The organism is Pedobacter rhodius (assembly GCF_027213645.1).
Classification (GTDB): Bacteria; Bacteroidota; Bacteroidia; order Sphingobacteriales; family Sphingobacteriaceae; genus Pedobacter; species Pedobacter rhodius.
The window spans coordinates 414,817-429,968 of record NZ_JAPWGL010000004.1 but is presented as its reverse complement, the minus strand read 5'-3'; the positions used below and the strand labels follow the sequence as shown (position 1 = coordinate 429,968).

The 15,152-nt window shown below is 39.2% G+C and carries 13 protein-coding genes; 12 read left to right on the top strand and 1 reads right to left on the bottom strand.

Annotated features, from left to right (window positions below):
• Positions 1 to 7: 7 nt before the first annotated feature.
• From O0931_RS16210 to O0931_RS16180, 7 genes are all read left to right on the top strand, one after another.
• Positions 8 to 1,147: an IPT/TIG domain-containing protein gene (locus O0931_RS16210; protein ID WP_269416523.1), complete on the top strand. Its 1,140-nt coding sequence runs from the start codon at positions 8 to 10 to the stop codon at positions 1,145 to 1,147.
• A 156-nt stretch (positions 1,148 to 1,303) separates the two neighbouring features.
• Positions 1,304 to 2,587 (top strand): glycoside hydrolase 5 family protein, encoded by a 1,284-nt coding sequence (locus O0931_RS16205; RefSeq protein WP_269416522.1) that lies wholly within the window; start codon positions 1,304 to 1,306, stop codon positions 2,585 to 2,587.
• A gap of 20 nt (positions 2,588 to 2,607) precedes the next feature.
• On the top strand, positions 2,608 to 2,883 hold the full coding sequence (locus O0931_RS16200) for a hypothetical protein (RefSeq protein ID WP_269416521.1): 276 nt from the start codon (positions 2,608 to 2,610) through the stop codon (positions 2,881 to 2,883).
• A gap of 65 nt (positions 2,884 to 2,948) precedes the next feature.
• Positions 2,949 to 3,122: a hypothetical protein gene (locus tag O0931_RS16195; protein WP_269416520.1), complete on the top strand. Its 174-nt coding sequence runs from the start codon at positions 2,949 to 2,951 to the stop codon at positions 3,120 to 3,122.
• Between the two features lie 41 nt (positions 3,123 to 3,163).
• Positions 3,164 to 4,393, top strand: coding sequence for a glycoside hydrolase family 26 protein (locus O0931_RS16190; RefSeq protein ID WP_269416519.1), 1,230 nt, complete (start codon positions 3,164 to 3,166; stop codon positions 4,391 to 4,393).
• Positions 4,393 to 5,400, top strand: coding sequence for a glycoside hydrolase family 5 protein (locus O0931_RS16185; RefSeq protein ID WP_269416518.1), 1,008 nt, complete (start codon positions 4,393 to 4,395; stop codon positions 5,398 to 5,400). Before O0931_RS16190 ends, O0931_RS16185 begins: the two co-directional genes overlap by 1 nt.
• Positions 5,401 to 5,408: 8 nt before the next feature.
• On the top strand, positions 5,409 to 6,659 hold the full coding sequence (locus O0931_RS16180) for a glycoside hydrolase family 27 protein (protein WP_269416517.1): 1,251 nt from the start codon (positions 5,409 to 5,411) through the stop codon (positions 6,657 to 6,659).
• A 273-nt stretch (positions 6,660 to 6,932) separates the two neighbouring features.
• On the opposite strand, the gene O0931_RS16175 is transcribed toward O0931_RS16180, so the two are convergent.
• A complete protein-coding gene (locus tag O0931_RS16175; protein ID WP_269416516.1) occupies positions 6,933 to 7,808 on the bottom strand; it encodes a helix-turn-helix domain-containing protein in 876 nt (291 codons plus the stop codon).
• Between the two features lie 216 nt (positions 7,809 to 8,024).
• Here O0931_RS16175 and O0931_RS16170 point away from each other — a divergent pair, with 216 nt between their 5' ends.
• Genes O0931_RS16170 through O0931_RS16150 form a run of 5 tightly spaced genes read left to right on the top strand, consistent with a single transcriptional unit; the run spans position 8,025 to position 14,553 of the window.
• Positions 8,025 to 9,146, top strand: a complete 1,122-nt coding sequence (locus O0931_RS16170) for a glycoside hydrolase family 26 protein (protein ID WP_269416515.1) — start codon at positions 8,025 to 8,027, stop codon at positions 9,144 to 9,146.
• A 5-nt stretch (positions 9,147 to 9,151) separates the two neighbouring features.
• Positions 9,152 to 10,288, top strand: coding sequence for a glycoside hydrolase family 26 protein (locus O0931_RS16165; RefSeq protein ID WP_269416514.1), 1,137 nt, complete (start codon positions 9,152 to 9,154; stop codon positions 10,286 to 10,288).
• A gap of 42 nt (positions 10,289 to 10,330) precedes the next feature.
• Complete coding sequence (locus O0931_RS16160) at positions 10,331 to 12,157, top strand: sodium:solute symporter family protein (protein ID WP_269416513.1); 1,827 nt, start codon at positions 10,331 to 10,333, stop codon at positions 12,155 to 12,157.
• 19 nt (positions 12,158 to 12,176) lie between these two features.
• The gene (locus tag O0931_RS16155; RefSeq protein ID WP_269416512.1) at positions 12,177 to 13,361 is read left to right on the top strand and encodes a glycoside hydrolase family 130 protein; all 1,185 of its coding nucleotides are present in this window, start codon (positions 12,177 to 12,179) and stop codon (positions 13,359 to 13,361) included.
• A gap of 1 nt (position 13,362) precedes the next feature.
• Entirely contained in the window at positions 13,363 to 14,553 is a 1,191-nt protein-coding gene (locus O0931_RS16150) for an AGE family epimerase/isomerase (RefSeq protein ID WP_269416511.1), read from the top strand.
• The last annotated feature ends 599 nt before the right edge of the window (positions 14,554 to 15,152 follow it).

The following is a 15,152-nucleotide window of genomic DNA, read 5'->3' as shown; positions in this document are numbered from 1 at the left end:
AATGAACATGAAAAAGATAAACAAACAATCGAAATTTGCACTGCTTTTATTGTTTATGGCAGTAGCAATGGGTTATTCTTCATGCAAGAAAACCGATGAGGGTGCAGGCGGAGCACCTGTAATTACCAAAGTAAGGCTTATAAGTAAATCAGATACGCTACCAAATGTAGTGCACAGAGTTACGTTAGATTCTAATTCTATATATGATGAAACCAGACAGGTAAAGTTCGATTCTACCGTTGTTGCCGGAAGATTAAATAATCAATATGCCATTGTTGGAGAAAACCTTTTAACCACACTTTCAGTTTCATTTAATGGGGTGCAGGTTAATTATAATCCCGCTTTGTTAACCGATAAAAGTATCATCATTTCTATACCTGCAACAACGCCTTACGGCGCAAGTCAGAGCAATAAATTAGTTGTTACCACAAAATTTGGTACAGCAAGTTTCAATTTTCCTATTTTACAACCACCGCCAATAATTACTTCTTTTAGTCCGGTTGCTGCAGGTTCAGGCGAAATTGTAACATTAGTTGGAACCATTTTCGAAGGCGTTACAAAAGTTACTTTCGATTCTATCCCGGCACAAATTGTTGGTACGCCCACCAGTACACAGATACAGGTAAGAGTACCAGCCGGTGTTGTTCAATCGCGTATTTTGGTAACTACTCCAGGTGGTACAACCCGCTCAACAGGATCTTTTGGTTTTAAAGCTTTGCTTTATGATGATGTTTTTGCAACAGGCTGGGGTTCGTATTTAGGTTATAACAGTACCATAAACTTAGTAAATACTGTAAATGTGAAACGTGGCACCAATGCCATTGCAACAACTTTTACAGATGGATATGGCGCATTGCAGATAGGCTATAATGGATCAACCATAGATGTCGTGAAATCAGGGCTAACCGCTATAAAATTTTCTATCTATGGTGGCGCAGGCATAGTAGCCGGAAGCAAAGTTCAGTTGGTTATTAATGGTAATTATGGTAACGCAGTTCCCATAACATTAACACCTGGCGTTTACACAGACTATACCATTCAGCTAAAAGATTTAGGTAACCCAACGGTTATAACAGAATTTGTGCTGCAAAGCTTAGGCAACGCAGTGCCGAGCACAATCTATGTAGACGATTTAGGATTTATATAGCGTTCAATTAATTATTGAGGTTGTATCAATATCGTAAATGTCGTACTGAGCCTGTCGAAGACCATTTTAAAAACTGATTTTAAATGTTTCGGCGGGTCCAGTGCGATAATATTCAAAAATAAGTTAATTAAAGACGCAACCTCTTTTAAAATAGAAATGATTAAAAATACCACGCTGCTAATTGCGATTTTATTTTCATCCTTTTTTGCAAGCGCTCAGCAATTTTTCGTACAGCAAAAAGGTCGGCAATTTCAAATTAACGGAAAACCTTATTACTACATCGGCACAAATTATTGGTACGGCGGATTGCTGGCTTTACAAAGAGACCCGTTACGTGGCAAACAGCGGTTGGTAAAAGAACTCGATTTTTTAAAGGCACAAGGCATAAATAACTTAAGGGTTTTGGTTGGTTCAGAAGGCAAAGGGAAGATTAATGGTGTAGATCGTGTTGAACCTTCGTTACAACCTGAACATGGCGTTTTTAATGAAGCGCTTTTAAAGGGTTTAGATTTCCTGTTAATGGAAATGTCTAAACGAAAAATGTATGCTGTTTTATTTCTAAGCAATAACTGGGAGTGGAGCGGAGGATTTTTGCAATACCTGAACTGGAACGGGCAACTGGATAATGAGACATTAAAAAGAAAATTAACCTGGGATGAGCAACGCGATTATACCAGTAAATTTTACAATTGCGAAAGCTGTAAAGCAGATTACAACAAACAGTTAAATTATATTTTTAAGCATAAAAGCATTTATTCGGGTAAAACCTATGCTTCGGAAAACGCAATTATGGCCTGGGAACTGGCGAATGAACCGAGGGCTATGCGGGCAGCAACTGTTCCTGCGTATAAAGCCTGGATAGATAATACGTCGGCATTAATAAAATCGATGGATAAAAATCACCTCGTTACGATTGGTAGTGAAGGTATAATGGGTACCGAAGAAAATGCGGAATTGTTTACGCAAATCCATCAGCTTAAAAATATTGATTACCTGACGATTCACATCTGGCCAAAAAACTGGTCTTGGTTTAAAGAAACGCCTACGTCAGAAAACCTGCAACAGGTTATTGATAAAACCAGCGAATACATTAAAATGCATGAAGCCATTGCAAAAGCTTTGAATAAACCAATGGTTATAGAAGAGTTTGGTTTACCCCGGGACGGCCATTCTTTTGCCATTTCAAGTTCAACAGCCCTACGCGACGCTTATTATAAAAGCATTTTCAATGCTTGGAAAGAAAGCAAGAAACAGAACGGCGCAATCGCCGGGTGCAATTTCTGGGCATTCGGGGGTAGCTCAAGGCCGGTAAAAAACCAGGTATTTTGGAAAAATGGCGATGATTTCTCCGGCGATCCGCCTCAGGAAGAACAAGGCTTAAATACTGTTTTTGATAGCGACGCTTCTACCTGGAAAATAATTAAATCTTTTTTGAAGTAATAGTCCTAACCCGATATAATATGAGAAAGATATTTATTGCTGCTTTACTCGCACTTGCATCATTACAGGCCAATGCACAAAAAAACCTGATTCGTAATGGTGGTTTTGAGAATGAGCTGGAAAGCTGGAATGCCGGAAATGCAAAAGTTTCAACTTTTGTTCATAAATCCGGAACCGCAAGTCTGGCCATAGTTTCTTATGTAAAGGGCAAATGGGAAGGAATAGATCAAAAGGTAAATTTGCCAAAAAATACAAAAGCCATCAGCATTACAGGTTTTTATAAACGGATGATGTAGCGCAGGGAAAAAACACCTGGAATACCGCGGTAATTATTCTGGAGTTTACCAGGGGCGATAAAAAATTGGGAGATGGAATTCCATTGATTGAAAAAACCGGAACCGAGGACTGGACTGCCTTCAGGAAAAATTTGAGCGTACCTGATGAGGCAACCGGTTTTAGATTAATGATTGCTCTAAGTGAAGCCTCAGGAACTTTTTTTATTGATGATCTCGCTGCTAAAGTAATCTCTGTTTAAGAATTTGAAAAAGAAAATATACCTGCAAAAACGAAATGACTATGAAAAGCAAAAGAATATTTCTCGGAATCCTACTTTGTCTAAGTGTATCCTTTTCTTGTAAGAAAAGTAATGAGGCGATAATTGAAACAGTTACGCCACCTGTTGTAACGCCCCCTGATGCTGTGCCGAGTTTAGCTACCGTTAAAACCTGGCTGGTTGATAAGAATGCAACGGATGAAACTGCCTCACTTTTTTATAACCTGAAACAAAGTGCAAAGAAAAATGTACTTTTTGGCCATCAGGATGACACTAAACGTGGTGTTACAAATGCAACAACCCAATGGGCTAACGAGCAACAGTTTTCAGGTGTTTCCACTACACAAAGTGATGTTAAAACCATTACGGGTGCCTATCCTGCAGTGTATGGACATGATTTCATCCATATGACTAATTTTTCAACCGGGAACTGGTTTGATTACGAAAAAGCAATTGCCAGGACACTAACCATCGAGGCCTATAATCGGGGCGGTATTAATACGTATGCATGGCATTACGCCAATCCGGTTTCTAAAGGAAATTTTTACTGGTCTGATTCTCCGGTTACGGCGGTTAATCAGGTGTTACCCGGCGGAACCGCAAATGAAACTTTTAAGGCTTCATTAAAAATTGTTGCAGATTATGCCAAAACGCTTATTGGTGCCGACGGTAAATTAGTTCCGGTTATCTTTCGACCCTTTCATGAGATGGATGGCGGTTGGTTTTGGTGGGGAAGTGGCCATTGTACACCAGCTGAATATATTGCCATGTACCAATATACGGTTAAATATTTAAGAGATGACCTGGGCGTGAGGAATTTTCTTTTTGCCTGGTCGCCGGATAGAAATTTCAATTCTCAATCGCAATACCTAACCTATTATCCCGGCGATGAATATGTGGATTTGGTTGGAACAGATAATTATGAAGATATGAAAGCCAACGTTTCGCCTAACGTCGCTGCAACCAAATTTAAAATCGTTTCGGATTATGCAAAGGCCCATAATAAATTGGCCGCATTAACTGAAACTGGTTTACAAAATTTAAGCAGAAGCGATTGGTTTACCCAACAGCTGTTAAAATCACTAAAAAATCAAAATCTGGAATTTGCCTACGCCTTGCTCTGGGCAAATACTAAAGACGCCTATTGGACACCTTATGCCGGGCATCCGGCTGCAAATGATTTTATAAATTTTAAAAATGACGGATATATTTTATTTTCGGATAAAATGCCATCTGTTTATAAATTAAACTAATGTTAGCATCAAAAAAAGAATATCTTATAAAGAAGCTTACTTCATTACTGCTGCTTTCTATTTTTGTGGTTTCTACTGCGCTGGCGCAAAAAGTAACACCTGTGGAAAAGTATGGAAAATTGAAGGTAGATGGAGCTAAAATTTTAGATGCATCTGGTCATGTTGTACAATTGCGTGGCTTAAGCCTGTCGTGGAGCATTTGGGATGGTCGCAAATACTATAATCCTGCCGTTGTAAAATGGCTAAAAAACGATTTTAACATCAGTCTTCTGCGTGTTTCTATGGCCATTGAACCTGATAAAGGATATCTCCAGGATCCGATGGGGCAGGAACAACTTATTACAAACACAATTGATGCAGCTATAAAGCAGGGAATGTATGTGCTTCTGGACTGGCATGATCACCATGCCAATCAGCATGTACAGCAATCGAAAGATTTTTTTGGTAGAATGGCCAAAAGGTATTCAGGTGTTCCGAACCTCATCTATGAAATATGGAATGAACCCGAACGTATTGACTGGGCAATTATAAAAAACTATGCACAGGAAATTATTCCTGAAATTCGTAAATACGATGCCACAAATATAATTGTTGTTGGCAGTTCCGCCTGGGATCAGGACGTTGATGTTACGGCAAAAAGTCCAATTCAGGGATTCCATAATATTGCATACTCATTTCATTTTTATGCGTCCGATCCGGCTCATCAGGAAAGTTTAATGCGTAAAGCAGATGAGGCAATTGCTTTAGGTTTGCCACTTTTTGTTACCGAATGGGGCGTGGGCGAAGCCACCGGCGACGGCGTATTTGACCTGGGCAAAACAGATAAGTGGTTTGCCTGGATGGAAAAAAATAAGCTTTGCTGGGCAAACTGGAATATAACCGATAAAAAAGAAACCACCGCCTTGCTCATGCCGGGCGCATCCATTTCCGGTAATTGGCGTAAAGCTGATTTAACACCTGCCGGAACTTTTATCAGAACAAAATTAATATCCCTGAATCAAAAATAATTTTTACGATGAACCATTATTCAAGCAAAATACCAGCGACAATACTTTTCTTTATTTTGATTACTTTAAATGCATTCGGTCAGGGCAATAATTATGTTCAGAATTACAGTAAATTCGATGGTCTGGCATTAACACCGCCAATGGGCTGGAACAGCTGGAATAAATTTGCCTGCAATGTTGATGAAAAATTAATCAGGGAAACCGCTGATGCATTAGTGAGTTCGGGGATGAAACAAGCTGGTTATACTTATATAAACATTGATGATTGCTGGCATGGCGATCGCGACAGCCTGGGTTTTATCCATCCCGATTCAAAAAGATTTCCTTCCGGTATGAAAGCATTGGCCGATTACATTCACAGCAAAGGCTTAAAATTGGGTTTGTATTCTGATGCCGGCTCACAAACTTGTGGTGGTCGTCCGGGAAGCAGGGGTTATGAGTTTCAGGATGCACTAACCTACGCCAATTGGGGTATTGATTACCTGAAATATGACTGGTGCAATACCGAAGGATTAAAAGCGGAAGGTGCATATAAAACAATCACAGCGGCCCTGCGTAAAGCCGGAAGACCGATGGTATTAAGTATCTGCGAGTGGGGAAATGATAAACCCTGGATTTGGGGTCCGGCGGTTGGGCATTTATGGCGTACAAGCGGCGATATTTTTAACTGCTTCGATTGCGTGGAAGATCATGGTACCTGGAAATCGTGGGGTGTAATGCAAATTTTAGATAAGCAGGATGGTTTGCGTCAATATGCAGGCCCTGGACACTGGAATGATCCTGATATGTTGGAAATTGGTAATGGAAAATTGACACCGGGCGAAGACCGGGCACATTTTGCCATGTGGGCCATGTTAGCCGCACCGTTAATTGCCGGAAATGATTTACGAAATATGAACCAGGAAACAATTGACGTTTTGACCAACAAAAATATTATTTCCGTCAATCAGGATTCATTAGGTATTCAGGGTTTCAAATATTCGAAAGCAAATGGATTTGAAATCTGGTTCAAGCCTTTAAATAAAGGGAAATGGGCGGTTACTTTTTTAAACCGTTCTGCTGAAAGTAAAGAGATAGATTTTAACTGGAAAGCCGAAAACGTTAAAGATGAAGTTTTTCAAAAGGAATTAAATGCCGCATCTGTTTTATACAAAATCAAAAATGCATGGACAGGAAAATCACTGGGAAATACAAAAAACAGTTTCAAGTCTGAAGTTCCATCTCATGATGCTTTGACCTTGATTTTGGAGCGTTCTTAATTTTATGTCAATTACCGGCAGGCTCAACAACCCGTCATTCGATAGCTATCGGATGACGTCTCGAAAAATCGTCATTGCTAAGCCGATTCTTCATCGGCTGTAGCAACCTTTCTTGCGATGAGTTATACTGTAAGATTCCCTGCCCGCGATAGGAAGGCTTTACGCTTTCCCGCATCCCCTGTTTCAGTTCGCATCCGAAACCTGTCGGATGATGGTCCAATGACCAATAATAATTCAACAGTTAACCAACTTAACAATTCAGCAATTAACCACCTAAATGAAAACCCTTGTTCCTGAAAAATTCTCCCTGAACTCTTTAGGCGTACAATGTTTTTTCTTCTTAAATAAGCGGTTGAAATTAGAAATGTTATTAAAGCCGCAATTGTAAGAAATCTCTGCAACGGAGTGCGTGGTTTCGATAAGCATTCTCGTTGCATGCCCTAAACGGATTTCATTCAAACTATCAATAAAGGTATTTCCCGTACGTTTTTTTATAAACCTGCTGAAAGAAACCTCCGTCATACTCACCAGTTTGGATAAATCCTTTAAAGTAATCGGCTTATCAAAATTGGCATTCATAAACTCAAATGCTTTATCAATTCTTCTGCTATTGTAGTTTAAAACCTGGTCATTGTTAAACGTTGCATCCGATAAAACCCGCATGCTTTTCGACGTGGATAAGTCGTGAAGAATGCTCATCAACTCCAGAACAGAATCAAAACCCTGCAGCTGGTTTATCGCCAGAATGCGGTTGTAAACTTTTTCAATGGTTTCCCTCGGAAAAAGAATCCCCCTAACAGAACGTTCGAACATTTTACGGATAAAACTCAGCTGGTTTCTGCGCAACATTTTATCATCAAAAAGATCCTTATGCCACTGAATCGTAACCTCGGTTATTTCTTCACTTTTACAATTATGAGTGGTCCATACATGAGAAAGATTCGGCCCGACCAATACCAGTTCCATATCGGCAATTTCTTCTATATTGTCGCCAACAATCCGTTTTGCGCCCGGGGCATTCAGGATTAAATTGAGCTCGAATTCTTCATGGAAATGAAGTGGGAAATCGAAGTCTTTTTTTACTCTTGAAAAAATGGTAAAACAATCGTTCTGAGTAAGTGGCGTAATTTCTTTAATGATGTTATTCATAACTAATTCGTTCGAAAAAAATATCTTTAAGATAAAAGAACATTGATGCAATGTAATAAAAATATATTTGTTTATTAATACATTAAGGCATAATTGATGCATAAATAATGTATATTATATACGAAATGGTTAAAATAGTATTATTGTTTAAGAGAATTACATCGGTAATTTAGATAATTATTATATGAGCCGGACTACTAGCCAAAATTAATTAGAATGATTAAAAAAACACTTCCATTTTTCCTGTTATTTTGTTTGCCTTTCGTTGCTGTTTTTGGTCAGTTAATTGATGATAAAGCAACTCCACAAACCAGTAATTTGTACAATAATTTACTCCGTCTTTCAGGCAAAGCGGTGCTGTTTGGGCATCAGGACGACATGGCTTATGGTGTTGGCTGGAAATATCAGAACGGACGGAGCGATATTAAGGATTTAACCGGCGAATATCCGGCAGTTTTTGGTTGGGATGTTTCCGGTTTAGAAACCAACAAAAAGCAAAATATTGATGGTGTTCCATTTGAAAAACTAAAACAGTATATAAAAAAGGCATACGACTTAGGAACAATAAATACCTTAAGCTGGCACATGGATAATCCGGATAACGGAAAAACTTCCTGGGATACCACGTCAATGGCTGTTAAGTCTATCCTGCCAAAGGGTTCAAAACATTTGCTTTATAAAAGCTGGCTCGATAAGTTTTCTGTATTTGTAAAATCATTAAAAGGAACTGATGGAAAGGCAATTCCGATTTTATTCAGGCCCTTTCATGAAAATGGTGGAGGCTGGTTCTGGTGGGGTTCTAAATCCTGTACCGCTGAAGAATATAAAGCGTTGTGGCAATTTACCGTGCGGTATTTGAGAGATGATAAACAATTGCATAACCTGATTTACGTGTTCAATCCATGCGATTTTAATACCGAAGCGCAGTACCTGGAACGCTATCCGGGAGACGATTTTGCAGATGTATTGAGCTTCGACAGTTATCAGTACGGAGGAGTAAGCAAAGGTGCATCTTTTGCAAAGGATGTTGCTAAAGCTTTAGCCATTCAAAATAAGGTTGCCATTCAAAAGAAAAAATTAAGTGCCATTGCAGAAACAGGTTTTGTAGAAATTCCGGATGCCAGTTGGTGGACCAACGTTTTTGCAAAGGCAATTGAAGATAATAAGCCTTCTTATGTATTGTTCTGGCGAAATGCCGGATACCGCGAAAGAGAAAAGGATAACCATTATTATGCACCCTATCCCGGACAAGTTTCTGCGTCGGATTTTTTGAAGTTTGTAAAAAATAATAAAATTCTCCTTCAGAAAGGTTTAAGAAAATACTCAATCTATAAATAACAGACATGAAAAAAATCATTTCCATCTATTTTTTCATGTTCTGTATAACGCTTTCCGTTTGCTATGGGCAGAAGTCTGTTGTTCAAAACCATACGATTGATGCCAAAGCAAGTAAAGAAACAAAAGCACTGTTTTTTAACCTTAAAAATTTAGCTGGTAAGGGGGTACTGTTTGGTCAACAGGATGCTTTAATGTATGGCATTGGCTGGAAAGGGGAATACGATAGAAGTGATGTTAAGAACATTACCGGCTCGCATCCGGCACTTTTTGGATGGGATCTGGAAGCAATTGCAAAAAACGATAGCAAAGAAAATGAAACTCGAAGTGCTGAAAAAATTAAAAGTTATTGTTTGCAAGCGTACAAAATGGGCGGTGTAAATACGTTAAGCTGGCACGTTCAGAATTTTGTAACCGGAAAGAATTTTTACGATACGACGAGGTGTGTTTCAGCGATTTTACCGGGTGGAGAAAAGCATCAGGAATTTACCAGCGCGCTGGATAAGATTGCATTATTCATTAAATCTTTAAAAACCGAAAACGGTGTCGCGGTTCCGGTTATTTTTCGCCCTTTCCATGAGCATACAGGCAACTGGTTTTGGTGGGGAAAACCATTTTGTACGGTTGAAGAATATAAGGCATTGTGGCAATTTACCGTTCAGTATTTACGCGATAAAAAGCAGCTGCACAACATTATTTATGCTTATTCTCCCGACCGGATTTCCGGTAATTTCGATAATTATATGGAACGTTATCCCGGCGATAATTATGTAGATGTACTGGGTTTTGATGATTACCATGAACTTAAAGATATAAATGACGAAAGATCGATTAATCTAGCAGTTAAATCAATCGGACAGATCTGCGACTATGCCATGTCAAAAAATAAAATAGCGGCATTAACAGAAACCGGTCAGGAAAAAATTGTACAGCCCAATTGGTTTACAACAATTTTTAATAAAATAATGGGCGATGCAAGTGCATCCCGTATTTCTTATTTAATGGTATGGCGAAATGCCCATACCGGGCATTTTTATGCACCTTACCCGGGGCATCCTGGTGAGGCCGATTTTAAGGAATTTTACAATAATCCAAAAACACTTTTTATGATGGATGTTGGGATGGACTTATACAAAACAAAATAACTTATACACGAAACCAATAATTACAGCGCAATAAACCAAACAATGAAGTTACAATTAATAGACGTTTTAATCATCATCCTGTACCTCGCTACCATGATTTTCATTGGATTTTGGTATCGAAAAAAGGCTAAGCAAAACAAGGAAAGTTATATGATGGGCGGTAAATCGCTTCCATGGTATAAACTTGGATTAAGTGATGCATCTGATATGTTCGACATCAGCGGAACCATGTGGATGGTGGCTTTATGTTTTGTTTATGGCTTAAAAAGCATCTGGATTCCCTGGCTCTGGCCGGTATTCAACCAGGTTTTTATGATGATGTTTTTAAGCAAATGGTTACGCAGAAGTAATGCAAATACCGGGGCAGAATGGTTGCAAACACGGTTTGGTTCAATTGGTAAAGGTGTAAAAGGTTCTCATATAGTGGTGATTGCATTTGCGCTTATCAGTTGTTTCGGCTTTTTGGCTTATGGCTTTATTGGTTTAGGCAAATTCATGGAAATTTTCATTCCCTGGGATTATGTAAAAGGCTATGTACCATTTGATGTTCCCGCCCGCTTCGTTCCGCATTTCTATGGAATCGTATTTACGCTGTTTGCCATGTTCTATTCTATTTTGGGTGGTATGCACAGCATTGTATTAGGCGATATGATTAAATATGCCTTTATGACGGTTGGTTGTATTGCCATAGCCGTTATTGCAATGAATCACCTGCATGGGCAAACGCTGAACGTTCCGAAGGGTTGGGATAATCCGTTTTTCAGCTGGAAACTGGAATTAGACTGGAGTAAAATTGCAGCCGATGCCAATAAAAAAATTGCCGATGATGGTTTCAGCCTGTTTGGAATTTTCTTTGGAATGATGCTCCTTAAAGGTGTTTTTGCATCACTTGCAGGGCCAGCGCCAAATTATGATATGCAAAAAGTGTTGAGTACCAGAAGCCCTAAAGATGCAAGTAAAATGACCGGTTTTGTCAGCATCATATTATTGCCAATTCGCTATTCAATGGTGATTGGTTTAACTGTCCTCGCGCTTTTATACTACAACCAGATTTATTTAAAAGGGCCTGATGGTGTTACTGATTTCGAACGGATTTTACCGGCTACCATTAATAATTTTCTGCCCGTTGGTATATTAGGCATCGTGCTTACCGGCTTGCTTGGCGCGTTTATGGGTACTTTTAGTGGAACCTTGAATGCCGCTCAGGCTTACATTGTGAATGATATTTATTTAAAATACATTAACCCGAATGCCGGCACCAAAAAGGTAATCAACATGAATTATCTGGTTGGGATAGTGGTTGTTGCGATTGGTGTAATCCTGGGTTTTTTCGCCAATAACGTAAACGATATTCTGCAATGGATAGTTGGTGGTTTATATGGTGGCTATGTGGCGGCCAATTGTTTAAAATGGTACTGGTGGCGCTTTAATGCCAATGGGTTTTTCTGGGGAATGGCCGTTGGTATTGCAGCCGCGTTGGCAATGCCATATGTTACGCAAGGCCTGCCGTTATATTGGTGGCCATTATTATTTGTGCTTTCGATGATTGGCTGTATTGCAGGTACTTATGCTGCACCTCCGACTGAGGAAACCGTGCTGAAATCGTTTTATAAAACGGTAAGGCCCTGGGGCTTCTGGAAACCAATCCATACTTTGGTCGTGGCTGAAGATCCATCCTTTCAGGCCAATAAAAGATTTAAACTCGATATGTTTAACGTTGTATTGGGTATTATCGCCCAGCTTTGTTTAACCATTTTACCAATGTATTTCATATTAAGTATGCATACCCCACTTTTTATTACGATTGCCGTTCTGGCCTTAATCGTATTTATTTTGAAAAAAACCTGGTGGAATAAATTAGAAGATTAAAAAGATATAGAATATTTTTATGATAGATTTTGAAAAAAGAAAACAGCAATTAGAAGAAGCTTATAAGAACCTGGTGGCGCTTAAAAATAAAAAGGCAGTCTTGGGGAACGGCATTTTCGATAGATATGAGCATCCCATTTTAACCGCTGGTCATGCGCCGTTAAACTGGAAATACGATTTTAACCCTCAAACAAATCCCTATCTATTAGAAAGGATTGGCATTAATGCTACTTTCAATGCAGGTGCAATCAAGTTTAATAACAAGTATATTTTAGTAGTCAGGGTGGAAGGAACCGACCGGAAATCTTTTTTTGCAGTTGCGGAAAGTGATAACGGAATTGATAATTTTACTTTCTGGGAGGAGCCTGTGATACTTCCCGAAACTAATGAGCCAGACACAAATGTTTACGATATGCGTATTGTAACCCATGAAGATGGCTGGATGTATGGTTTATTCTGCACCGAAAGAAAAGATCCAAGCGCACCTGCTCATGATCAATCTATGGCTGTAGCACAATGCGGAATTGTACGTACCAAAGACTTAAAAACCTGGGAACGTTTGGCCGATTTAAAAACACCGTCGCCACAGCAAAGAAATGTGGTTTTGCATCCTGAGTTTGTAAATGGGAAATATGCTTTTTACACCCGTCCGCAGGATGGTTTTATAGAAAGCGGAACCGGCGGTGGAATAGGCTTCGGGTTAAGCGATTCGATAGAAAATGCCGTTATCGAAAAAGAATTGATTGTTGACAATAAAAACTATCATACCGTTTATGAAGCAAAAAACGGAATGGGTCCGGAGCCTATTAAAACGGCACATGGCTGGTTATTTTTAGCCCATGGGGTAAGAAATACTGCTGCGGGATTACGCTATGTACTCTATATGTTTATGACAGATTTGCATGATTTGACAAAAGTGATTTACAAACCGGCAGGTTATTTCCTGGCGCCTGAAGGTGCAGAGCGCATTGGTGATGTATCGAATGTAGTATTTAGTAACGGATGGATTTTAGATGAGGATGGTACTGTATTTATCTATTACGCTTCTTCCGATACCAGAATGCATGTTGCAACCAGCTCATTAAACATTCTTCTGGATTATGTGATGAATACCCCTGCAGATGAATTACGTTCTGCAGCTACAGTGAACAGGATTTTAGCCAATATAGAAAAGAACAAGTTGAGTTCAGTAATTTCAGGATAGTTTGAAATTAGATTTACAACAATATAAAAAAGAATTAAGCTCAGAATTGGAAAATATTCTGAGCTATTGGAAAAATTTCACTATTGATGAAATTAATGGGGGTTTTGTCGGGAAAGTTGATAATGATAATCATATTGACTACGCTGCGCCAAAAGGCAGTGTGTTGAATGCCAGAATTCTATGGTCTTTCTCTGCGGCATATAATTTACAAGCAAATCCGGAATACCTGGCGGTTGCGCATCGTGCTTTTCAATACATTACAGAATTTTTTATTGATAAAGCATTTGGCGGCGTTTATTGGCTGCTTGATGCAAAAGGGAATCCTGTTGATACAAAAAAGCAAGTTTATGCCATAGCTTTTACAATTTATGCGTTAAGCGAATATTATTTAGCAAGTAAAGATGAAGCGGCAAAAGAAAGGGCAATTAAGCTATACATTAATTTAATTGATCACAGTTATGATCAGGTTAAAGGCGGCTATTTTGAAGCTTTTACCAGAGACTGGAAATCGCTGAACGATTTGCGTTTAAGTGAAAAGGATGCAAATGAAAAGAAAACAATGAACACGCATTTGCATGTTTTGGAAGCCTTTACAACGCTTTACCGCATCTGGCCAAACGAACGCCTGAAGAACAGGATTATTGAATTAGTTGAAAATTTTAAGGTGCATATTGTCGATCCGGAAACCGGAAATTTAATTCTGTTCTTTGATGAAAACTGGAAAGCAAAATCAGCTATAATTTCTTACGGACATGATATTGAAGCGGCCTGGTTATTACTCGAAGCTGCCGGAGTTGTTCATGACGAAACATTGATTGAATCCATAAAATCTATCTCCTTAAAAATGGCCGGTGTTTCAAAAAACGGCCTGGATGCAGACGGGAGTTTGTGGTATGAATATGACCCATCTGAAAACCATCTGATTAAAGAGAAACACTGGTGGGTACAGGCAGAAGCTATGGTTGGTTTTTTTAATGCATGGCAAATATCAAACGATGAAGATTTCTTGAAAATCAGCTTAAAAAACTGGACTTTCATAAAGGATAATATTATCAATTACAAAAAAGGCGAATGGTTCTGGGGTATAACGGCGCAAGGTGAAATTATGCCAAACGAAGATAAAGTCGGGATTTGGAAATGCCCTTATCATAATAGCCGGGCCTGTATAGAATTAATCAGAAGAATTGCGTAGGTTTCATCTTCAATTCGTCTCCTGTACCCATGGCCTGTGTCTCAAAGATTAAGTGCAAGCCCATGGTCGATGGCGCACCGACCATCATCATTATTCTTGTTCCGGTCTGTGAGCCAAAGGCCGGGAAGTTAGTTTAGTTTCGGTCTGTAAGACACAGACCGAGGAATTATTGGAGTTAGCTACCTTTTCATTACATATACATGGTCGTCTTTTCGAGCGAAGTACAACGGAGTCGAGAAATCTTTGTAATTAGGAAAAAGAGTTCGTTTCAAAGATCTCTCCATTTCGCTGCGCTTCATCCGATAGCTTATCAGATCAAGATGACGTTAAGTCAACCCCATGGTCGGTGGCGCACCGACCCATCATGATTATTCTCGTTCCGGTCTGTGTTTCACAGGCCATAAACATTAAGTTTAGTTTCGGTCTGTAAGACACAGACCGAGGAGCTATGGGAGTTAGCTACCTTTTCATTACATATACATGGTCGTCATTTCGAGCGAAGTACAACGGAGTCGAGAAATCTTTGTAATTAGGAAAAAGAGTTCGTTTCAAAGATCTCTCCATTTCGCTGCGCTTCATCCGATAGCTATCGGATCGAG